The following is a 20,320-nucleotide window of genomic DNA, read 5'->3' as shown; positions in this document are numbered from 1 at the left end:
CCTACCTTCGTCGCGACCCGACAGCACTGTGGTGGTGTGTGCCGGGAGGAACTGGGCGGCCCTTGGGTCGCCTTTTTTCTATCTACGCTGCTGCTTTCTGCGGGGCCGATGCGTTCAGCAGCCAGGCAGCGTCAAACGCGTTGCCCTTTTGCTCAGCGGCGGTCGCTAAGAGTTTTGCGTAGTGGGTTTCACCGGTGTAATCGGTGCGTGGAAGGCTGGCAGCCAAGCGCCATTTATTGAGTGCTTGGTAACTCCTGTCACATACCTTGGCAGCGGCTCCGATGCCGCCTACTGCTTCAAATGCGAACGCGATGGCGTTCGGAAAATCTGCGGGGTCCAACATGGCAACCTCCATTTATCAACTCGCGGTTGATATTAACATCAACTGACTATTGCGCAACCCCTGTGAGAGTATCAACTCATGGTTGATAAGAACGAGCTACGGGCAGCTTTCACGGCGCGCCTTCACGAAGCACTCGACGATGCCGGTGTACGCACCCGGGGACGTGGGGTGGACATTCACAAATATTTGCGGAGTGTAGGAGTGGACAAGAGTCCCCAGGCTATTAGCAAATGGTTGAATGGCGATGCAATTGCTGAGGCTGACAGCATGGTCGCCTTGTGCTCTTGGCTGAAAGTCCGGCGTGAATGGCTGGAGTACGGAGTGCTTCCTAAAGAGCAAGCTAGAGACAACATCTATCCTTTCGCAACAAGCTCCGAAAGCAACGTTCGTGAAATCAGTAGAAGATTCGGAAAGGTCCCATTGATTTCTTGGGTTCAGGCTGGGGCATGGTGTGAAGCAAATTTCGAGTCGCACGACGGCGAAACATGGCTTTCCTGTCCGGTTACTATAAGTGCGAACGGATACGCATTGAAGGTGCTTGGAGACTCGATGACCAATCCTGGGCCAGGCCGAAGCTATCCCACCGGGTGCATCATCTTTGTCGATCCAGAAGCCGAGACAAAAACGGGGGATCGGGTCATTGCTCGAGTTCCACGCACAAATGAAGCGACTTTCAAAGTGCTGGTAGAAGATGCTGGAAGACAGTTTCTTAAACCAATCAACCCGCAATATCCAATAATTGACATTACAGAAGAGACCCACATCTGTGGAAAAGTAGTCGGTTCCTTCGTGCCAGACTAGCTATCAGAACTTTGAGAATACATTTTGAAGAAGAGTTTCGACATGAGCAGACGCTTTGTGCTCACCCACTACCAGTGAGTTAGGATGACCGCACCCATTACGTAACTTCAAGCAAACCTCGAGTTCATCTTTTACGTTCTTTCCGATTATTGACCTTGCAGCCAACACTTGAAGAAAATCATACTCTTTCATGCGACAAAGATCATCTGCGCTCTTTGCCGCCCGCCACTTAGAATCCCGCTTAAGAGCCTCTTCATTAAATTGATCAAGGTGCTTTTCAATTACAGCATCATAAAGCACTGCAATTGCCCCAACCCAAGATAAAACAATTGCAGATCTAAATAACTGCAATTCTAGTGACTTAATCGCCTCGTCAACAAACGACCTTGTTGTATCTTTCTTGATTACTTGCAACTGATTACGGAGACCTGAAACAACTAGCATTGTGACTGAGGGCAAGGCGAGTACGGATAGCTCTGCTACTAGCTGGCGACCAGGATTAGTCAACTCCCAACCTAGGGCTGACCTGACGACCAGCCCTTTAGATTTAGATAGAATCGCAGAAATATTGCTATTTTTTACGGTTCTTAATCCAAGGCCAAGTGCAATACTTCGAATTTCGGCGACAGTTCTAGATACTGGCGGCTCAGCAGCAATACAAATCAGTAACTTTTTATTAAGCGGAATATCCACCTGAGCTAACAGATCTCTTTTAATCTCATTACTCAGCAATTCTTGACTCCAACTCACTAACAAGCTTAGATGTCAGAGCATAATTATTTTTAGTTGGCTCATTGAGCTTTCCACTTTTCACCAACACCCCGAGACTTCTAACAAAGTTCGTACCATAGCTCGCTTTGTAATATGATGGAGCACTTTTGATTTCCTCCAACAATCTCCCTGCCGGAATCACTTGAAGGCCATCATCAAAAGTTAGTTTTGCTGCTGCTGCAATAATCAGATCTGCACTGGATTTAACTTGCAAGCGTGCAGCAAGGGCACCTGTTGTAGTCTTTAATTTCTGAGATGTGGTAGTTAACAGCCCAACCTCATTTTTAATTTCAGAACTCGAAGTGCTCGCCACGACTCCTAGTGTGGCATGAGACTTTTGATAAAGCTCGGAAACTGCCCCTAATAATTGCGGAAGCTCCTCCTTCAAAAATGATTCCGATCCTTCGTATTCTATTTCGATAGCACCCAACTTAATCTTTATTTTACTAGTAGTCATATGGTCCTTCACGTCGTCATGGATAGTAAAAAAATGACGATAATGGGTTGCCATCATTCTGTCCACAGGCGATGGCAATCAGCCTTACCCATAGCCGTAAAATCAACCAAAGGCTGTTGACACAAATCAACCATTGGTTGATATTTACCTCACTCTACCACCACAGAGCGAGGCAACATCATGCACACCACAGCCACCCTACACGTCCATCCGGCCGCTGCTAATCCTTCCCGCATTTTTGAGATCCGCCGCTTGGCACAAGACTGCGGCTGCGCCTTCATCGCGTCCAAACCTAGAGTGAAACAGCGCTCCGCGCGTGCCCCATTCGACCCAAATGGCGGGGGGCACGCGGCATGAAAAAGTACAAACTCGACAACCGCACCCTGACCCTGCTCAAGGCACAGGTCAGCCTGACTGAGACCTTCAACCACCACTTGCGCGCCGAAACCCAACGTGAGGCCCTGGCCCTACGCCTGCATGTCGAGCGCCGAAAAGTCGACACGCACTTCACCGTTGAGCTGGGCAGTGAACGCCACACGCTGACCCTGACCAACACCAAGAAGATGCACCTCAAGCTTGCAGACTTCATTGAGGAAATCGTCAACGCGCCAACCACCCCAACCGATCCATCCTTTCTATCGCACGCAGACCGCCGCTACGGCGTGTTCGAGACCGAACACAAGCAGCAGGTATTCGACCTGGTACAAACCGGCGGTGCCATCAGTCTCGACATGGGCTTCGAGCAACCGATCAACTTGGCAATCCACCGCAACAAAACCCGCGCCGGTATCACCACCATCATGAGCATCGGGGTCAGAAAGCCGCGCACCAAGTGCTTCACGGTGTACGGCAGCGACGTGGAGATCTACTCCATGGTGGCCGAATCCATCACCCACCTGGCCGCCGTGGCGACACCCGCCGCGCATGCTGCTTAGGAGGCCGAAATGGAACGTAGCCTGGAAAAAGCAGCTAAATACTTCGGCCTCACCCGTCCCAAGTTGATCGCGCTCATGCGGGAAAAGGGCTTGCTCACCGACCGCAATCTACCTGCCTTCCCGGTGCGGGATCGCGAGTATCTGCGAGTCAAGGACAGCAACTGGTATCACGAAACCGCCGGCATGCAGTACAGCCAGTCGACCAAGATCCGCCAAGCCGGTATCCGCTGGCTCGCCGAACAGTTGGGCCTCGAACTGCCAGCCATCCCGGCAGACAACCGTGACGTGGCCTAGGGAATACGCCCGCCAGATCGTCGCCATGCGCACACGCGAGGAGCGCAACGCCGCGCTCCTCGAAGTGCCGGAACATCTGCGGGAGCTGACCAAACGTCATTGCCTAAATGCCTGGAACCACCCTTCACGACTCAAACGCAAGGAGGCAGCTGCCCATGAGCAACATCAGTCAAACACCGCTACGACTGCAACCCGCACCGGATAGCGCGACCGTCGACATGCTGCACCAACTCTTCGGCGACGTGCTTATCCCCCTGGAAAAGCTGCGCGTGCACTACTTCAAGAACCTCAACGAAAAGACCTTCACCGAGGCGATCAACAGCGGCCGGATTCAGCTGCCGGTGACCACTCTGGATCACAGTGTGAAAGCGTTGCGGTACGCGCACATCAAGCACGTCGCGGCACTGATCGACATCCGTGCCTACAGAGCAGATGAGGACATGCCGCGACCGCAGAACGATTTAACCGAGCTGGACCAGTAACCCCAACGGCTGCCACCACCAGCCAACGTAATTACCAGGAGCACACCACATGACTGCAATCCAAATCTGCGCATTGATCGGCATCGTAATCGCCGCCGGCATCCTCTATTGGGTCGGCTACCGAGGCGGCCTCACCGACGGCAAAAATGATGGCTACGACGAAGGCTATGCCGAGGGGTACGTCTCGGGCCGGGAGAAGGCTTCAGCTGCATACGCGACCTATCTCAAAAAGATGTCAGATCAATGCAAGCGCACCGAACTCCTATTGAGCCGGGAACCGCAAGACCGTTACACCCTTCTCGCCATTGCCGAAAAGCTGAAACTCGCCGCAGACACCTTCCGCGCTGTCAGATCCGAAACCCAAGCAACTCAGGCGCTAGCCCTACGTGACAAGGCACTGGATATGGCTGCGCTGATGGATCGCTTCGAGTTGAAAGGGGATGCAGCATGAGCCGAGCCATCCCAATGCTGCGCCTGACACCCCAAGCCGCCGGCACATTGCAGCAGCAACACGTCAAGGCCACGAAGGAACTGCGCGCTCTGACCCGCTACAGCAAAGAGCTCGACCGCCAGTTGAAAGCCCTGATCGGCTATGAAGCTCTGCGCCAATTGCACAAGGCAACTGAAAACGCCTTGCTGCTGGCCGACCTGGTGAGGGAAGCCGCATGAACTGGATCCTCACCTCCACCGGCAAGCGCTTCGACTTGTTCGAGCCTGACGCCGACATGATCGACCCACGCGACATCTCGCACGCGCTGGCCCACCTGTGCCGATTCAACGGCCACACCCGCGAGTTCTACAGCGTGGCCCAGCACAGTTGCATCGTCGCCGAGCTGGTGCCGGAAGAGCACAAGCTTGCGGCATTGCTCCACGACGCGACCGAGACGTACCTGGGTGACATGACCCGCCTGCTCAAGCAGTGGATCTCTGCCTACCGGCACTTCGAGGATGTTATCTGGGAGCGTGTTTGCGAACGCTTTGACCTGGCTCTTGATCTTCCCGCCTGCGTACACCAGGCCGATTTGATTGCACTGGCAACCGAACGCCGCGACCTCATGCCAACCGATCCGGCTATCTGGGATTGCTTGGTCGGCATCGAATCCATGGTTGAAACCATCCGCCCATGGCCTGCCGCCGAAGCCCGGCTCACCTATCACCAACGGCTGATGGACCAACTCGCAATCGAACACCGGAGGAAAGCGGCATGAAGAACCAACAGGACAACACCGGCGCCCTGCCCGCTTTGCTCCGCACTGCAGGTAGCGTCGACACGCTAGAAACAAACAGCATCTGCTGCGCAGCAGCAGGCATTATTGCTCCTTCCAGCGCCACTGCCGAGGCACTTATACCCCACGAAAAGCTGCGCGGGGCAGCGCTCGCTGATGCAACGCTAAACGCTCAGAAACGCCCGCTCGCGCAGCCTGTCGTGGTGTATAAGCGAAAGAGTAAAATTGCGCTAACGTCTGGTTTGCTCAAGACCAGCGTCTGCCGCGAGGCCACACGCAATATTTTCAATGTTTCTCCGATGTTGCTCGATCTTCTTTCGATATCCCGAAAAATCTTGAATGTCCGACCAAAGTACGCCGCTTTTGAACCGAAGAGCCGCTTCGAACGAGGTGCAGAACTTATCCAGATACCCTTTGAGCTGGAGGACCTCGCGAATTACTTGCAAGGGCGTAGATACAGAGATGAAGGTCGAAAAGTCACTTCGAATAGTTTCCAAATTTCGCAAGTGAGAATGAACGGACTCGTACTCCAATGCCGCCCCATAAAACCCCTTAGCCACCTCGCCAAACTGCCAAGCAATTGTTTCTGCGATATAAGCAGCACTACATTCTTGCTCAAGCTGCTTCTGACGCTCCGCCTCGCGTTCTATTTTATGGGTACGATTCGCGACCGCAAACGCACCAAGAATAGCCCCAATCGATCCAATCGCTTGGACCCAAGCAGCGGCTGTATCGGTAGGCCATTGCCTAAAAACCAAGACTGCGGCCGCACCGATGAGCAGTGCACCAGGAGGAGAGACCGCAGCTTTGTAAACCGTGCTGATCTTAAAGCTGACCAAATCAGGAAACATCAATGGCTCCTTGCCATATTTCAATCACTTAGCTTGAACACTTTCCCATTTCAAGTCCACGGGGGTGGAAAGTGACTTCCTTCGATCCCTCCCCTATCAGATCGGCCGTAAAAACCCAGTTCGGCTTGGATTTCGCCGGCGAAATCCGCGTAGACCTCTTCGCCGGCGGTGGTGGCGCAACCATGGGTCAGGAGATGGGCACCGGCATGCCAGTCGATATCGCCATCAACCACAACCCCGACGCCATCAGCATGCACAAGCGCAACCACCCAAGCGCCGAGCACTACATCACCGATGTCTACGACGTGTGCCCGCGTGTGGCGACTCGCGGCCGCCCAGTTGCCCACCTGCACGCCAGCCCCGAATGCACCCACCACAGCCTCGCTGCCGGCGGCCAGGCGCGCAGCACTACAAGCCGTTCGCAATCGTGGGTCATCCTTAAATGGGGCGGCCAGGCCAGCCCTCGCATGATCACCATGGAAAACGTCGTACAGATCCTCCAGTGGGGGCCACTGATCGCGAAACGCTGCCGCAAGACTGGCCGAGTGGTCCGCCGCGACCTGACCGTCGCCGCTGCCGGCGAGCGAGTGCCAGTACAAGATCAGTACCTGGTGCCCGACCCTAAGCGCAAAGGACGAACCTGGCGCCGCTTCGAAAGCATTTTGCGGTCCATGGGTTATGACCTGATGTACGGCAAACTCAAGGCCTGCGACTTTGGCGCAGCAACCACCCGCGAGCGCTTGTTCCTTATTGCACGGCGTGACGGCCAGCCACTGCGCTGGCCGGAACCGACACACTTCAAGAACCCAGCCAAGGGACAGTCAGCCTACCGGACTGCCGCCAGTTGCATCGATTGGTCGATCCCATGCCCGAGCATTTTCCTTTCCAAGGAAGAAGGCCGTGCTGCAGGCGTCAAACGACCGCTGGTGAACAACACCATGGAGCGCCTGCGCAAAGGCGCAAAGCGCTACGTCCTTGAGCACCAGAACCCATTCATTGTCAGTGTTAACCACAGTGGCAACGACTTGGCGCGCTGCCAATCCGTGGAAGATCCCGCGAAGACCATCACCGCCGCGCAGGGATTTGCACTTGTCACGCACCAGCTCGCGCCCTTCATCACGGAACATGCCAATGGCAGCAGCCAGCGCAATATGCCGGGTGATGATCCTTTGCGAACCATCTGCAGCGGCGTCAAGGGCGGGCACTTCGCACTGGCCGTGGCCTACGTCGCCCAGCACAACGGCGGGTACAACGAAACGCCCGGGCACCACCCCGCGAAACCGCTGACGGCGATTACCACTACAGGCAGCCAGCAACAAATAGTCACCGCACACCTATCGACGCTTCGCAGGAATTGCATCGGCCGGGGCATGGATGAACTGGTACCGACCATCACTGCCGGTGCAGAGCACCACGCCCTGGTCGAGTACAAGCTCGCGCCAGATGTCGAGGCCGGCGCCATGCGTGTCGCTGCCTTTCTGATGGGCTACTACGGTAGCGACAACACGTACGACCTGCGTGATCCGGCTGCAACCATCACTACACGGGACCGCCTTGCACTCGTCACAGTGACGATCAAGGGAACGCCATACGTGATCGTCGACATCGGCATGCGCATGCTCACCCCTCGCGAGCTTTACCGTGCCCAAGGCTTCCCAGACAACTACGTAATCGACCGAGGGCACGATGGCCGCAAATTCAGCAACAAGACGCAGGTGCTGATGGTGGGTAACTCAGTGTCGCCATGGCCGATGATGGCGTTGGTAATGGCAAATAGAGACCACAATGAAAACGAGTCAATCAAGGAAGCCGCATGAACACACTTTTCTTACTGATGGCTCAGTACGATGGTCAAGCAATAATTCCTCTTGATCGTGTTTGTAACGACTACATGCACTTGACTGTAGAAAAATTTAAACGCAAACGTCTTGACGGTGAGATTGATATCCCGATTGTTCGTTTGGGAGCCGAAAGCCAAAAAGCCGCGTTGGGAGTTCACCTTCAAGATCTGGCCGACTACATAGATCGCCAACGAAATAAAGCCCTGAAAGAACAAAATCAACTAATGGGACGAGCTGCCTGAAGATAATGGGGCTACTGCCCCATTACTCAACACCCAATAAAATGCCTTTTCTGCTGATTTGTCGTAATAAAATCCCGGTACTTCCCAGTCAGAAAGTGAGACTTTGCCAAGGATAGTATTTCTGAAAACTTTGCTTGAGCAGCGTAGTAGCGCCTGGAGACCTCGCCAGTCTCACAATGCGGATTCATATCCAGGCTAACCCCCAGACTCGCAAACTCTGCCATCAGGGCCTGCATTCTGTCCTCAGCTGCTTTTGCTAATTGGTCTTTACTTACCAGCCTTTGCTCAACCTTCAACTGTTCTTCCGCCTCAAGGATGCGCCGCTCTTTTAAGGCAATCTCTGCCAAAGCTTTATCTTTATCAGACAACTCACGTTTGAGAAGATTTTCTCTCAATTCTAAATCCTTATCACGCGTAACAAATCCAATACTACTCTCGGATTTTCTACGTTCAAACTCCACTTGCTCATCAGAAAATGCTTGCCTATCTTTGAACAACGCCCTCTCTTGATCACTTAATTTCTGGCCCCAGTTCCACAAGTGCGTGGCTAACCCACCATAAACCACGAAAGCAATCAGCACGGAGATAAAGTTTTTTTTCGCAAAATCCACTAACGCTTTAATATCAAGATCAACCACAGTCTTCTTCCTATAAAAATTATGTATGATTTAAAATTATTGGCAACCAGATCCAGCCTTTGTAATGATCACCCCGACCTCGTAAATGCGTGTAACGTCGCAAAGAGTTCCAATCCCTATGCCCTGAAACACTAGAGACTCTAGGTATATCCCAATCCATCTCAAATAGACGACTTACACCCTCATGTCTCAGATCGTGAAAATGCAAATCATCAATTCCAAGTAAAGGGCATGCGCGAGTAAAAGAGGCCGATATTGACTTTGCATTGTATGGAAAAATCTCCCGCTTAACTTTCGGCATTGTGTGCAGGATCGCCCATGCCTCGTCAGGCAGATGACACCACACATCATTACCGATCTTTTGCCCAGGATTCTTCATATCCCGCACCAAGACAGCCTGCCGAGCGCAGTCGAGATCCTCCCATCGAATCCGAGTGATCTCCTCCTGCCGACGCGTCGAGAAAAGCGCAAAGGCAATCATCTTCGGCATGTGAATAGAGTCTGGCCGGCGATTCTGCATTTCGAAAAAATGCTCCATGAGCTTGTCCAGCTCATCGAGTGTGGGCCGACGATTACGCTCCTTGCTCTTGCTGACCATGCCAAGCTTGCGCAAGACCTTGCGAGCATCAGGCATCGCATGAGGATCGACCTCATAGCCCCACGCTGGCCGTGCCACAGACAACACAGCGCCCAGGTGCGACAGATCATTACCAACCGTCTGCGCCTGCACCCCGCCGCCCTCCTCGCTCATCCGCCACTGCGCGTACTCCACCAGCTTCTGGCTGTTCAGCGCTGCATCATCCAACTCACCCAGCCAGGTTTCCTTGATCGCGCTCAACGTCGCGCTCTTGGTCTTCCCCAAAGGCCGGATCTTCTCGTACTCATCCAGGTACTGCTCGATCATCTTCTTGATCGTCACCCCTTTCCTATTAGCCCGCTCAATAGCACCTGGCTGGGTCAGCTCGGTTTCCCGTCGCTTGATCCAGGCCTGGGCGACCTGCTTACGGTCGAAGGTTTGGCTTTCCTGATAAACTGTCTTGCCATCCCGATTGATCCGTATCTGCGCCGTGTAGGCTGTCGAGTTGTCCTTGCGCTTACGTGCTGTGATCGTGCCCATTTCCAGTTGCTACATTGCCGAATTCGATCGCTACAATGTAGCAACCGACTCTAGAAAACAAGGGAAAACGGGTAAAAACCGCTGTATAAAAGATCAGTATTAATGAATTCCGAAAAAGCCGTATCTCCAGTAAACGCTAGCCCTTCCCGCTCAGAGCCGTCCCGCCGCTTCTCCGTCGCCCCGATGATGGACTGGACCGACCGCCACTGCCGGTTCTTCCTGCGCCTGCTCTCCAAGCACGCGCTGCTCTACACCGAGATGGTCACCACTGGTGCGATCCTCCACGGCGACCACGACCGTTTCCTGCGTCACAACGAAGCCGAGCACCCGCTGGCCCTTCAGTTGGGCGGTAGTGTTCCGGCTGATCTGGCGGCTTGCGCGCGTATGGCCGAGGCCGCTGGCTACGACGAGGTGAACCTGAACGTCGGTTGCCCCAGCGACCGGGTGCAAAACAACATGATCGGCGCGATCCTGATGGCTCATCCTGCCCTGGTTGCCGATTGTGTGAAGGCGATGCGTGACGCGGTGTCGATTCCGGTGACGGTGAAGCACCGCATCGGCATCAATGGCCGGGACAGCTACGCCGAGCTGTGTGATTTCGTCGGGACGGTGAAGGACGCGGGCTGCACCAGTTTTACCGTGCATGCGCGGATTGCGATTCTGGAAGGGCTGTCGCCTAAGGAGAACCGTGACATTCCGCCGTTGCGTTATGACGTGGCGGCGCAGTTGAAGCGGGATTTCCCTGAGTTGGAGTTTATTCTCAACGGTGGGATCAAGACGCTGGAGCAGTGCCATGAGCATTTGCAGACGTTTGATGGGGTGATGCTGGGGCGGGAGGCTTATCACAATCCGTATTTGCTGGCGCAGGTGGATCAGCAGTTGTTTGGCAGTGAGGCGCCGGTGATCAGTCGGGCTGAGGCCCTGGTTCAGTTGCGGCCGTATATTGCGCAGCATTTGGCGAGCGGTGGTTCGATGCACCATATCACTCGGCATATTCTGGGGTTGGGTACCGGTTTTCCGGGGGCGCGCAAGTTCAGGCAGTTGTTGTCGGTGGATATTCACAAGGCGAGTGATCCGCTGGCGTTGCTGGATCAGGCTGGGGCTTTGCTGGAAGGGCGGTAAGTCCGTTCAAGTCTGGGGGGACTGGTCTGCCGCTATCGGGGGGCAAGCCCCCTTCCACCTTTGAATTGTGGTGATCATGCGGGAATTGGGTTGAACCTGTCGGCAGTTTTGGCCTCCTATTTAGCACCAAGACAAGGCATTCAAACGGCCGTTTTCAGGTTGTTGCCCTCGCAAACGATCGAACGCATTTGCGCCCTTGAGCGCCTGCCGGTGCTCGGGTAATGTCATCAGACCCACAGGACAGAGCACGCCCATGACTTCCAAGCTGGAACAACTCAAGCAATTCACCACTGTCGTAGCCGATACCGGCGATTTCTCCACCCTCGCCAAGCTCAAGCCGCAAGACGCCACCACCAACCCTTCCCTGCTGCTCAAGGCCGCTTCGATCCCGGGCTACGCCAAGTTGCTGGATGAGTGCGTGCAGGACTGCAACGGCGATGTGGGCCTGGCCAGCGACCGGTTTGCGGTGGCGGTGGGTCAAGAGATTCTCAAAGTGGTGCCAGGCCGTATTTCCACTGAGGTGGACGCCCGACTGTCGTTCGACGAAGACGCGATTCTCAAGCGTGCGCATCGCCTGATCGACCTGTATGACAAAGCCGGCGTTGGCCGTGACCGCGTGCTGATCAAGATCGCCTCCACCTGGGAAGGCATCCGCGCGGCGGAGAAGCTGGAAAAAGAAGGCATCCAGACCAACCTGACGCTGCTGTTCTCCTTCGCCCAGGCCGTGGCCTGTGCCGAAGCCGGTGTGTTCCTGATCTCGCCGTTCGTGGGCCGTATCTATGATTGGTACAAGAAGGCCAACGGCAACGACTACACCGGTGCCGAAGACCCGGGCGTGCAGTCGGTGACGCGCATTTACAACTACTACAAGGCCAATGGCTACAAAACCGTGGTGATGGGCGCGAGCTTCCGTAATCTGAGCCAGATCGAGGAGTTGGCCGGTTGTGATCGCCTGACCATCAGCCCGGACCTGCTGGAGAAACTGGCGGCGGATGAGGGCAAGCTGGAGCGTAAGCTGTCGCCGGGGCATGCCGGTGAAGCGCGCGTGCATCTGACTGAAGCGCAGTTCCGTTGGGAGTCCAACGAGGATGCGATGGCGACTGAGAAGCTGGCGGAAGGGATTCGTCAGTTTGCTCGGGACCAGGAGAAGCTGGAGGCGTTGCTGACTGCCAAGCTGTAAGGCAGGCAGCGGCAAAAAGGGCGGTTCCCTCGCGGGTACCGCCCTTTTTTGTGCTCAGCCGATCTGAAGCCTGTCTTACTTCAATGTGGGAGGGGGCTTGCCGCCTCCCACATTTGGAATGCATTCAACCCAGGAGGTCAGTGGCGCTCAAGGGCGTTGACGAGGTCGTGGAAGGCTTCGCGGTTGGAATCATTCAAGCCCATCAGGATCTTGTGCGCTTCCAGCACCTTGACCCGCACCACTTCCTCGGACTGGTCCTGGGACGGCAGGTCGGTGAGGCATTCCGGGCATGGGATCGGGCGGTCAACGATGTTGAACACCTGGTCGAAGCCCATGGACTGCAACAGGCGGGTGATGTCTTCGTGGGTGGTGACGACGGTCGGCAACAGGCCGACCTTCTGCCGAGACAGAATGGACAACTTGGCCAACAGGCCCAAGGTGGTGCTATCGATGCTGCGGGTTTCGGTCAGATCGATCACGATCGCCGAGAAGTTCAGCGCTGTGAAGATCCGCTCAATCGTCGCATCCAGCGCCGAACACAAGGTCAGGCGCACTTCACCGACAAACTTCAGGACGAAGGTCCCGTCTTGCTCGGCGAATTGGATTCTTCCGGTACTCATCAAAGATTCCTGCTCAACACCAATAGGGCGATATCATCCGGCATCTCCCCCAGCGTGGCCAATCCAAAAACCTGCCGCAGGCCATCCAGGCTGCCGCCCGCCGACTTGACCTTTTGGGGCAAGGCGGCTTCTTTCTCTTTGAGTGTAGGCTCTGGAAGCAGGTCCAGGATGCCATCAGACATCAGCGTCAGGCTGAACGTCGGCGGCAGCTCCAGGATGTGGTCTTCGTAGGTCGCTTCATTGAACAAGCCTACGGGCAGGCCACGCCCTTCCAGGTAACGCACACTGTCAGGAGTGTATAAAACAGGCATCGGCAGGTGACCGCCGATGCTGTAGGTCAAAAGACCGGTTTCTTCATCGATCACTCCGCCGACCATCGTCACGTGCTTGCCCAGCTTGCAACTGATCAGGCCTCGGTTGATGTGACCCAGCACCTCGGAGGGGGTGAACTCCGGCAAGGTGCCGTTGCGCTTGGATTCGAACAGCAACCGTGTGGTCATGAACTTCAGCAACACGGTGACAAAAGCCGAGGAAGCACCGTGGCCGGACACATCGGCCAGGTAGAACGCGACACGCCGCTCGTCGACGCGAAAGTAGTCGACAAAATCACCCGACAGGTACAGCGACGGGATGATCTGGTGGGCGAACTGGAATTCGTCGATGGTCCACGGGCTGACCGGCAGCATGTTCATCTGCACCTGGCGCCCGGCATTCTGGTCTTCCTGGAGCAGGTTGAGGCTGGCTTCGAGTTCGCGGTTGGCGGTTTCGAGCTTTTCGCGGTAGCGCTGGTTTTCCACCAGCAGGCGCGCCCGGTCCAGCGCACGGCGCACTGAGTGCTCCAGCACTGCCAGGTCTTCCAGGGGCTTGATCAGGTAATCGGCAGCGCCCAGGCGCAACGCTTCGACGGCATCGTTCATCACGCCGGCACCGGACACGACAATCACTGGCGTCTGCGGGGCGAGCTCGGTCACCTGGCGAATCAGCTCGAGGCCGCCCATCTGGGGCATACGCAAGTCGCAGATCACGAGGTCGGGCTGGTCGCGCTCGAACACCTGGAGACCCTGTTGGCCATTGCTGGCCTGCAGGACGCTGAAGCCACTGTCTTCCAAATAGGCCGCGAGGCTCGCGCGCACTACTTCGTCGTCATCGATTATCAGCAGCGTGGCACTGGTTTTTTGCATGTGGGCAAACGGCGCCAGAATTAGGTTGGCGTAGGTGGCGCGACAATGGCCGGGCTCACGTACTGGATTCGCTTTCTAGCCTCTCTGTCCTACAAAGCATTGGGATTTTTCCCATGCACAATGGTAAAGCAGAGGTGCCCTTCTAAGGCGCAGACGGTACTCCCATCCGTCAGGGGTTTCAAGCTCATGCCGATGGTCGCCGAGCGTCTTTACACCGCAAATCACCGGGAGTTATAAGAACAGGCACGACCACAACACAAAGAAAGGATGGAACCCATGAGCGAACACGAGCGCGACTACGCCGAAAAACGCGATTTCATCCGCATGCGTGTGGATGCCGATGTGTCTTTGATCCACGCAGGGCAAGAGATTGCCGGGGTTTGCGTGGACCTTTCCAGCTCCGGCATGCAGGTGCAGGCGCCGCGCCAGTTCAACACCGGCGACCTGTTGACCGTGCGCATCGACTCGGAGCACGCCGCGCTGAAGGGCCTGGAGGCGGACACCGAGGTGGTGTGGACCAAAACCACCGGCGAAGACCAGCACCTGGGCCTCAGGATCCTGAAAATGCGCTGAAAACCGCGCACAAAAAAGGCGACCGCCGGGGTCGCCTTTTTCATGTCAAAACATAACGGCTTAGAAGTCGTCGACGACCTTGCCGTCCTTGACCTTGAACTCGCGGTTCTGCAGGTACGCGTTACGGATAAAGGTGTATTTGTCACCGGTGATCAGCTTCTCGCTGTCAAGCAGGCTGGCACGGGTATCGACGATGTTCAGGCCGAAGGTGCTGTTGCGCCAGCCGATATCGTTCATGTAGCGATACGGCTGGGTGTAGCTGTCCACATACTTGGACGGCGCGTCACGCAAGGTGCTTGGGCCCAGCAGCGGCAGCATTACGTAAGGGCCGCTGCCGACACCCCAGTAGCCGAGGGTCTGGCCGAAGTCTTCATCACTGCGTTGCAGCCCCATTTTGGTGCCTACATCGATGAAGCCCAACACGCCGAAGGTGGTGTTTACCAGCAAACGGGCCGTATCTACACCAGCTTTATGGGGCTTGAGCTGCAGCACGTTATTGGCCAGGTTGCCGACATCGCCGATGTTGCGGAAAAAGTTGTGAACGCCATCCTGGACGAATTGCGGGGTCACGAACTGGTAACCCTGGGCCAATGGCTTCAGTGCGTAGGTATCAACGGTGTCGTTGAAGGTGAAGATCGGGCGGTTGACGCTTTCCCATGGATCGTCTTCCGAAGCTGCCTGTGCGGCGAACGGCGCCAGAAAGATAGTGGCACACACCGACAGCTGAGCGAAATAGTGGCTCCAGCGCATAGCTTTTGCTCCTTGAATGGTCTGTCATGGGCGCTATGCCCTGAATAAGGCGGTCAGTATATGCCGGAAGTTGCCAATTAGGCAGCTGCTAGGAAACGTCTGATTCAAAATGCACAAAATTCCTACAATCAACCCGACTGTCATCGGCCTGTCATGGTGCCTGGATAGCGTTAGCGCTATTTCAGGGATGTCGACATGCCCCACGCCGAGATAGCCATCGCCAGCGCCCCCGCCTTGACCGCCGTTCTGTTTGGCCTGAGTGGCTGTCTGGTGGACTTCGGTTCCCAGGCCCGTACCGACTCCCAGGCCCCCGACTCCCAAGCCACACCGGGTGCGCTGAAAATCTTGCGCAGCCTCAAGGAACAAGGCGTGCCCTGCGCCTGGCTGGATGAACTCCCCCCCGCCGTCACCACGCCGTTGGCCGCCACGCTGCCCAGCTGGGTCAAGGCGACATCGCCCTCCTCCATTCGCTGGCCGGCACCCCATGCCTGCTGGCAAGCCTTGATGGAGCTGAACATCGAACGCCTGGAAGGCTGCGTACTGGTCAGCGGCGAGCCGCGCCTGCTGCAATCGGGCCTTAACGCCGGGTTGTGGACCATCGGCCTGGCCTCCTGCGGCTCGCTGTGCGGCATGGCACCCGAGCAATGGCAGGCCCTGAGCGAGCCGGAACGCGAGCTCAAGCGCGGCAAGGCCACCCTTGCGCTGTACGGGCTGGGCGTACACTCGGTGATCGATCACCTGGGCGAGCTCGGCACCTGCCTGGCGGACATCAGCCTGCGCCAGCTCAAAGGCGAGAAGCCCTGACACGGATCATGCACAGTCGACGCCAGTGGATTAATCTACAGGCTAGCCCGTAGACCTTTCTCGGCGTGCCGCGGTCTATGCCAGTGCCTATCGATAAAAGGAAACACATCATGCCTGATCGCAAAAAACTGGAAGACCAGGTCGAAATCCTGCGCGGGCAGTTGGAACAGCAACCGCCGCTGTCGGAAGAAAAACGTGAAGCACTGGAGGCCTTGATTGCCAAGTTCGAATTGCAACTTGAGCTGGAACCGGCCACCCAGACACCCAGTATTTCCGACGATGTGAATAAAGCGGCCATAGAGTTCGATGCTGAACACCCGGCCATTTCAGGGGCACTGCGCAATATCATGAACACGCTGGGCAGCATGGGAATCTAATCTGCCCGACATGTGGGAGGGGGCTTGCCCCCGATAGCAGAGGTTCAGACACAGGTTCTGTGACTGACACTCCGCCATCGGGGGCAAGCCCCCTCCCACATTTATCTTGCAATAAGCCTACTGACGGGCCAGGCGCACGTTGTGGAACGCCACATCCTCAGTACTGCGATACGGGTTGATATCCAACCCACCCCGCCGCACATAGCGCGCATACACCGTCAATCTTTCCGGCTTCAGCAAGCGCTGCAGGTCCAGGAAGATGCGCTCCACGCACTGTTCATGGAAGTCCGAGTGCTGGCGAAAGCTCACGATGTATTCCAGCAGGCTGGCGTGTTCCAACGCGTGACCACGGTACTCCACCACCACGCTGCCCCAGTCGGGTTGACTGGTGACCGGGCAGTTGGATTTGAGCAGGTGACTGTGCACGCTTTCTTCGACGATGCGCGAGTCATCGCAACGCAGCAGCTCCGGGCGCGGGTGCTCGTAGTTGCTGACGCTGATATCCAAATCATCGATGCAAACACCCGGCAGCGCCATCACGCCTTCGGCCTCGATCTCGGCCAGGCTGCGGATGCGCACGCTCACCGGTTTACCGGCTGCGGCACTGAGGTCTGTGCGCAGGGTGGCTTCCAGGCTGGCCGTATCGGCAAACGCGGTCTGGTTCAGCGAGTTGAGGTACAGCTTGAACGACTTGGACTCGATGATGTTCGGCGAGTCGGCCGGGATGCTGAATTCGCCGATGGCCACCACCGGCTTGCCCGACGGCAGCAACCAGGACAGTTCGAAGCAGTTCCAGAAATCCACGCCCTTGTACGGCAGGGTCTCGGCGCTCAGGCCCAGTTCGGCCCATTTGGCGGCGCGTGGAATCGGGAACAGCAACGACGGGGTGTAGGTGGAGATGTATTCACTGGACTTGCCCAGCGGCGAATGTTCGGCTGCGGGATGCATGGCGGAAACCTGGCTAAATAAACCGCGCCAGTCTACCAGCCTTTGCCCCCGCGCCTAAGCGCCAGCGGATCAATCGATGTTGAGTTTGCCGACCATGCCCGCCTGGTAATGCCCCGGCAGGTTGCAGGCAAACTCAAGGCCCGTGGCCTGGGTGAACGTCCAGGTCAGCTCGGCGGTTTTACCGGGCTCGACCAATACGCTATTGGGATCGTCATGCTTCATCGCACCATGGCCCATGGCGCCGTGGTCCATGTTGCCCATGCCGGTGGACGTGAGCATGCCGCTGGCCTGCATCTGTAACATTTCCTTCTGGTGCTCGGCATGCATCGCCGCGTCGCCCAGGTTGAATTCGTGGAGCAACTGCCCTTTGTTGACCAGTACAAAGCGCACCGTCTCACCGGCTTTGACATCCAGGGACTTGGGCGAAAAGTAAATGTCCTGCAGGGTCACTTCCACGGTACGCGTGGCCTTACTCGCCGGTGCAGCTTCACCGAACGCATAGGTATGGGCGCCATCGGCCATCGCCTCAACACTCAACGCCAACAGGCAACCCGCCAACAACAAGGGTGTACGCAACGCCATCTGTTTTCTCCAAAATGTGTGACCAGGCAGGGGAACACTCTAAGAATGCGCCGCTGCCAGCCAGCTGACTGCTAGATTACAACTTTGTCAGGTTGCCCTCCTGCCCTGGCCCCCAAGGTATAAAGCCGTCGTCCATCGTTGCCAAGAGCCGCCCATGAAACTGCTGATCGTCGAAGACCAACCCAAAACCGGCCACTACCTGCGCCAGGGCCTGGCCGAGGCAGGGTTTACCACCGAATTGGTGGCTGACGGCACCGGCGGCCAGCACCTGGCATTGACCGGTGACTACGACCTGTTGATCCTCGATGTGATGCTGCCGGGCCGGGATGGCTGGCAGATCCTCCAAGCCGTGCGCAGCGCCGGCCTGGATATCCCGGTGCTGTTCCTCACCGCCCGCGATGCCGTGGAAGACCGCGTGCACGGCCTGGAACTGGGCGCCGACGACTATCTGGTCAAGCCGTTCGCCTTTTCCGAGCTGCTGGCCCGCGTGCGCAGCCTGTTGCGCCGGGGCGGCAGCACACCGCAGGAAACTGCGCTGCAATTGGCCGACCTGCGCCTGGACCTGATCCGCCGCCGCGTCGAGCGGGACGGACAGCGCATCGACTTGACCGCCAAGGAATTCTCACTGCTGGAACTGCTGCTGCGGCGCCAGGGCGAAGTGCTGCCCAAATCGCTGATCGCCTCCCAAGTGTGGGACATGAACTTCGACAGCGACACCAACATCATCGAAGTCGCCATCCGCCGCTTGCGCCTGAAAGTCGACGATAACTTCCCCAACAAACTGATCCACACCGTACGCGGCATGGGTTATGTGCTGGAGGAGCGGGTCAATTGATCAAGCGCCTGTCCCTGGCCAGCCGCCTGGCGTTGCTGTTTGCCGCCTGCACAGCGGTGGTGTCGTTGATTGCCGGCGTGCTGTTCAACCGTGCCAGCGAAGCGCACTTCATTGAGCTGGACCAGCAACAGCTCGACAGCAAGCTGGTCGCGCTGCGCAGTACGTTGCAGGGGGTCGACTCACGGGAAGCGCTGGCCCAGCGTGAAGCGCAATTGCGCGCCGAACTCAGTCGCCAGCCCGACCTGACCCTGCGTATCACCGCGGCCGGCCAACGCTGGCTGGACGATGCACCCAGCATCGACTTGCCCGCAGCGCCCGGCCTGCACAGCCTGCAAAACGCCGACACCGACTACCGTGTCTACAACGCGCCGCTGAGGGCTGACCAGCCGGATTCGCCGCAACTGACGCTGATGCTCGATATCACCCACCATCAACATTTCCTGCAACGCATGCAGCATCTGATCTGGCTCACCGTCGGCCTGTCAGCCCTGGCCACCGCCCTGCTCGGCGCATGGGCCGCTCGCAGTGGGTTGCGGCCATTGCGACGCATGGGCGAAGTGGCCGCCAGTGTGTCGGCCCACTCCCTGACCCAGCGCCTGCCCCAGCAACATATGCCGGTGGAACTGGCCGAACTGTCACAGGCCTTCAATGCCATGCTCGGCCGCCTGGACGATGCGTTCCAGCGCCTCTCGGCGTTCTCCGCCGACATCGCCCACGAACTGCGCACGCCGCTGTCGAACCTGCTGACCCAGACCCAGGTCATCCTCACCCAGCCACGCCCGCTGGAGGATTACCGCGAGGCGCTGCACAGCAACCTGGAAGAACTGCAATGGATGGCGCAACTGGTCAACGACATGTTGTACCTGGCCAAGGCGGATCATGGCTTGCTGATGCCCAAGCGCGAGCCGTTGGCGCTGGCTGATGAAGTGGACGGGTTACTGGAGTTTTTCACGCTGCTGGCGGAGGACAGGCAAATCAGCCTGGTTCGCGAGGGCACGGCCCATACGACGGGGGACCGTGGGATGTTGCGGCGGGCACTGTCGAATCTGCTGGATAATGCGCTGCGGTTCACCCCGCAAGGTGGCCAAGTGCGTGTGCGTATGGAAGATGGGGTGAGGCTTTCAGTCGAAAACACCGGGGACGGTATTCCAACCGAGTTGCTGCCAAGATTGTTTGACCGATTCTACCGGGCCGATCCGGCACGGCATGAAGGCAGCAGCGAGCATGCGGGGCTGGGGCTGGCGATTACCCAATCGATTGTACGGGCGCATGGGGGGAGGATTTATTGTGAATCCGGGGCGGGATGGACACGGTTTGTGATCGAGTTGCCTGCTGGAGATTGATGCAAGC

27 protein-coding genes are annotated in these 20,320 nt (G+C 57.0%); 16 read left to right on the top strand and 11 right to left on the bottom strand.

Annotated features, from left to right (window positions below; all coding sequences use genetic code 11):
* Positions 1 to 82: 82 nt before the first annotated feature.
* Positions 83 to 343, bottom strand: coding sequence for a hypothetical protein (locus tag BMX59_RS23615; protein WP_065929212.1), 261 nt, complete (start codon positions 341 to 343; stop codon positions 83 to 85).
* Positions 344 to 421: 78 nt separating this feature from the next.
* On the opposite strand from BMX59_RS23615, the gene BMX59_RS23610 reads away from it, so the two are divergent.
* On the top strand, positions 422 to 1,144 hold the full coding sequence (locus tag BMX59_RS23610) for a LexA family protein (RefSeq protein WP_093126260.1): 723 nt from the start codon (positions 422 to 424) through the stop codon (positions 1,142 to 1,144).
* A 3-nt stretch (positions 1,145 to 1,147) separates the two neighbouring features.
* Here BMX59_RS23610 and BMX59_RS30635 read toward each other — a convergent pair whose 3' ends face one another.
* Both BMX59_RS30635 and BMX59_RS30275 read right to left on the bottom strand, forming a co-directional pair.
* Positions 1,148 to 1,876 carry a hypothetical protein gene (locus BMX59_RS30635; protein ID WP_218189809.1) on the bottom strand — a complete coding sequence of 243 codons (729 nt, stop codon included), beginning with the start codon at positions 1,874 to 1,876 and terminating at the stop codon, positions 1,148 to 1,150.
* Positions 1,866 to 2,372, bottom strand: coding sequence for a hypothetical protein (locus BMX59_RS30275; RefSeq protein WP_139212920.1), 507 nt, complete (start codon positions 2,370 to 2,372; stop codon positions 1,866 to 1,868). Before BMX59_RS30275 ends, BMX59_RS30635 begins: the two co-directional genes overlap by 11 nt.
* Positions 2,373 to 2,725: 353 nt before the next feature.
* Between BMX59_RS30275 and BMX59_RS23600 the strand changes: the two genes are divergently transcribed.
* The 6 genes from BMX59_RS23600 (at position 2,726) to BMX59_RS23570 (ending at position 5,291) form a co-directional block, all read left to right on the top strand.
* A complete protein-coding gene (locus BMX59_RS23600) occupies positions 2,726 to 3,307 on the top strand; it encodes a hypothetical protein (RefSeq protein ID WP_093126255.1) in 582 nt (193 codons plus the stop codon).
* 9 nt (positions 3,308 to 3,316) lie between these two features.
* A complete protein-coding gene (locus tag BMX59_RS23595; RefSeq protein ID WP_093126252.1) occupies positions 3,317 to 3,601 on the top strand; it encodes a phage antirepressor KilAC domain-containing protein in 285 nt (94 codons plus the stop codon).
* 155 nt (positions 3,602 to 3,756) lie between these two features.
* The gene (locus BMX59_RS23585; RefSeq protein ID WP_093126247.1) at positions 3,757 to 4,083 is read left to right on the top strand and encodes a pyocin activator PrtN family protein; all 327 of its coding nucleotides are present in this window, start codon (positions 3,757 to 3,759) and stop codon (positions 4,081 to 4,083) included.
* Between the two features lie 49 nt (positions 4,084 to 4,132).
* On the top strand, positions 4,133 to 4,534 hold the full coding sequence (locus tag BMX59_RS23580) for a hypothetical protein (protein ID WP_093126244.1): 402 nt from the start codon (positions 4,133 to 4,135) through the stop codon (positions 4,532 to 4,534).
* Entirely contained in the window at positions 4,531 to 4,752 is a 222-nt protein-coding gene (locus BMX59_RS23575) for a hypothetical protein (RefSeq protein ID WP_093126241.1), read from the top strand. The genes BMX59_RS23580 and BMX59_RS23575 overlap by 4 nt, the downstream gene beginning before the upstream one ends.
* Complete coding sequence (locus BMX59_RS23570) at positions 4,749 to 5,291, top strand: phosphohydrolase (protein ID WP_093126236.1); 543 nt, start codon at positions 4,749 to 4,751, stop codon at positions 5,289 to 5,291. Before BMX59_RS23575 ends, BMX59_RS23570 begins: the two co-directional genes overlap by 4 nt.
* 248 nt (positions 5,292 to 5,539) lie before the next feature.
* Here the strand turns inward: BMX59_RS23570 and BMX59_RS30545 are convergent, their stop codons facing one another.
* Positions 5,540 to 6,160 carry a hypothetical protein gene (locus BMX59_RS30545; protein WP_158628945.1) on the bottom strand — a complete coding sequence of 207 codons (621 nt, stop codon included), beginning with the start codon at positions 6,158 to 6,160 and terminating at the stop codon, positions 5,540 to 5,542.
* A 71-nt stretch (positions 6,161 to 6,231) separates the two neighbouring features.
* Between BMX59_RS30545 and BMX59_RS23560 the strand changes: the two genes are divergently transcribed.
* Positions 6,232 to 7,977 (top strand): DNA cytosine methyltransferase, encoded by a 1,746-nt coding sequence (locus BMX59_RS23560; RefSeq protein WP_093126235.1) that lies wholly within the window; start codon positions 6,232 to 6,234, stop codon positions 7,975 to 7,977.
* Complete coding sequence (locus BMX59_RS23555; RefSeq protein ID WP_093126234.1) at positions 7,974 to 8,243, top strand: pyocin activator PrtN family protein; 270 nt, start codon at positions 7,974 to 7,976, stop codon at positions 8,241 to 8,243. Before BMX59_RS23560 ends, BMX59_RS23555 begins: the two co-directional genes overlap by 4 nt.
* A 26-nt stretch (positions 8,244 to 8,269) precedes the next feature.
* On the opposite strand, the gene BMX59_RS23550 is transcribed toward BMX59_RS23555, so the two are convergent.
* Both BMX59_RS23550 and BMX59_RS23545 read right to left on the bottom strand, forming a co-directional pair.
* The gene (locus BMX59_RS23550) at positions 8,270 to 8,881 is read right to left on the bottom strand and encodes a hypothetical protein (RefSeq protein WP_093126233.1); all 612 of its coding nucleotides are present in this window, start codon (positions 8,879 to 8,881) and stop codon (positions 8,270 to 8,272) included.
* A 19-nt stretch (positions 8,882 to 8,900) separates the two neighbouring features.
* Positions 8,901 to 9,998, bottom strand: coding sequence for a site-specific integrase (locus tag BMX59_RS23545; RefSeq protein WP_093126232.1), 1,098 nt, complete (start codon positions 9,996 to 9,998; stop codon positions 8,901 to 8,903).
* A gap of 102 nt (positions 9,999 to 10,100) precedes the next feature.
* Between BMX59_RS23545 and dusA the strand changes: the two genes are divergently transcribed.
* On the top strand, positions 10,101 to 11,120 hold the full coding sequence (gene dusA / locus BMX59_RS23540; RefSeq protein WP_093126230.1) for a tRNA dihydrouridine(20/20a) synthase DusA: 1,020 nt from the start codon (positions 10,101 to 10,103) through the stop codon (positions 11,118 to 11,120).
* Positions 11,121 to 11,373: 253 nt separating this feature from the next.
* Positions 11,374 to 12,300 carry a transaldolase gene (gene tal, locus BMX59_RS23535; RefSeq protein WP_058424539.1) on the top strand — a complete coding sequence of 309 codons (927 nt, stop codon included), beginning with the start codon at positions 11,374 to 11,376 and terminating at the stop codon, positions 12,298 to 12,300.
* Between the two features lie 137 nt (positions 12,301 to 12,437).
* On the opposite strand, the gene rssC is transcribed toward tal, so the two are convergent.
* Positions 12,438 to 12,920 carry an anti-sigma factor antagonist RssC gene (gene rssC / locus BMX59_RS23530; RefSeq protein WP_003218919.1) on the bottom strand — a complete coding sequence of 161 codons (483 nt, stop codon included), beginning with the start codon at positions 12,918 to 12,920 and terminating at the stop codon, positions 12,438 to 12,440.
* The gene (gene rssB / locus BMX59_RS23525; RefSeq protein WP_027604216.1) at positions 12,920 to 14,101 is read right to left on the bottom strand and encodes a two-component system response regulator RssB; all 1,182 of its coding nucleotides are present in this window, start codon (positions 14,099 to 14,101) and stop codon (positions 12,920 to 12,922) included. The genes rssC and rssB overlap by 1 nt, the downstream gene beginning before the upstream one ends.
* A gap of 276 nt (positions 14,102 to 14,377) precedes the next feature.
* On the opposite strand from rssB, the gene BMX59_RS23515 reads away from it, so the two are divergent.
* Positions 14,378 to 14,674 (top strand): PilZ domain-containing protein, encoded by a 297-nt coding sequence (locus BMX59_RS23515; protein ID WP_092247417.1) that lies wholly within the window; start codon positions 14,378 to 14,380, stop codon positions 14,672 to 14,674.
* Positions 14,675 to 14,734: 60 nt separating this feature from the next.
* Here BMX59_RS23515 and BMX59_RS23510 read toward each other — a convergent pair whose 3' ends face one another.
* Complete coding sequence (locus BMX59_RS23510; RefSeq protein WP_092247414.1) at positions 14,735 to 15,424, bottom strand: MlaA family lipoprotein; 690 nt, start codon at positions 15,422 to 15,424, stop codon at positions 14,735 to 14,737.
* A gap of 195 nt (positions 15,425 to 15,619) precedes the next feature.
* On the opposite strand from BMX59_RS23510, the gene BMX59_RS23505 reads away from it, so the two are divergent.
* Together BMX59_RS23505 and BMX59_RS23500 are read left to right on the top strand one after the other, a co-directional pair.
* Positions 15,620 to 16,228 carry an HAD superfamily inactivated hydrolase PcrP gene (locus BMX59_RS23505; RefSeq protein WP_093126226.1) on the top strand — a complete coding sequence of 203 codons (609 nt, stop codon included), beginning with the start codon at positions 15,620 to 15,622 and terminating at the stop codon, positions 16,226 to 16,228.
* 110 nt (positions 16,229 to 16,338) lie between these two features.
* Positions 16,339 to 16,605 carry a DUF4404 family protein gene (locus BMX59_RS23500; protein WP_071489024.1) on the top strand — a complete coding sequence of 89 codons (267 nt, stop codon included), beginning with the start codon at positions 16,339 to 16,341 and terminating at the stop codon, positions 16,603 to 16,605.
* Positions 16,606 to 16,722: 117 nt separating this feature from the next.
* On the opposite strand, the gene queF is transcribed toward BMX59_RS23500, so the two are convergent.
* Complete coding sequence (gene queF, locus BMX59_RS23495; RefSeq protein ID WP_092247408.1) at positions 16,723 to 17,553, bottom strand: NADPH-dependent 7-cyano-7-deazaguanine reductase QueF; 831 nt, start codon at positions 17,551 to 17,553, stop codon at positions 16,723 to 16,725.
* A gap of 69 nt (positions 17,554 to 17,622) precedes the next feature.
* Positions 17,623 to 18,135, bottom strand: coding sequence for a copper-resistant cuproprotein CopI (locus BMX59_RS23490; protein WP_093126221.1), 513 nt, complete (start codon positions 18,133 to 18,135; stop codon positions 17,623 to 17,625).
* Positions 18,136 to 18,289: 154 nt separating this feature from the next.
* Here BMX59_RS23490 and BMX59_RS23485 point away from each other — a divergent pair, with 154 nt between their 5' ends.
* Together BMX59_RS23485 and BMX59_RS23480 are read left to right on the top strand one after the other, a co-directional pair.
* A complete protein-coding gene (locus BMX59_RS23485) occupies positions 18,290 to 18,970 on the top strand; it encodes a heavy metal response regulator transcription factor (protein ID WP_093126217.1) in 681 nt (226 codons plus the stop codon).
* Positions 18,967 to 20,313 carry a heavy metal sensor histidine kinase gene (locus BMX59_RS23480; RefSeq protein ID WP_093126213.1) on the top strand — a complete coding sequence of 449 codons (1,347 nt, stop codon included), beginning with the start codon at positions 18,967 to 18,969 and terminating at the stop codon, positions 20,311 to 20,313. Before BMX59_RS23485 ends, BMX59_RS23480 begins: the two co-directional genes overlap by 4 nt.
* Positions 20,314 to 20,320: the final 7 nt, after the last annotated feature.

It is taken from the genome of Pseudomonas sp. NFR09, assembly GCF_900111535.1.
Classification (GTDB): Bacteria; Pseudomonadota; Gammaproteobacteria; order Pseudomonadales; family Pseudomonadaceae; genus Aquipseudomonas; species Aquipseudomonas extremorientalis.
Note: the sequence above shows the minus strand (reverse complement) of the source record. Positions and strands in the feature narration are given on the sequence as shown.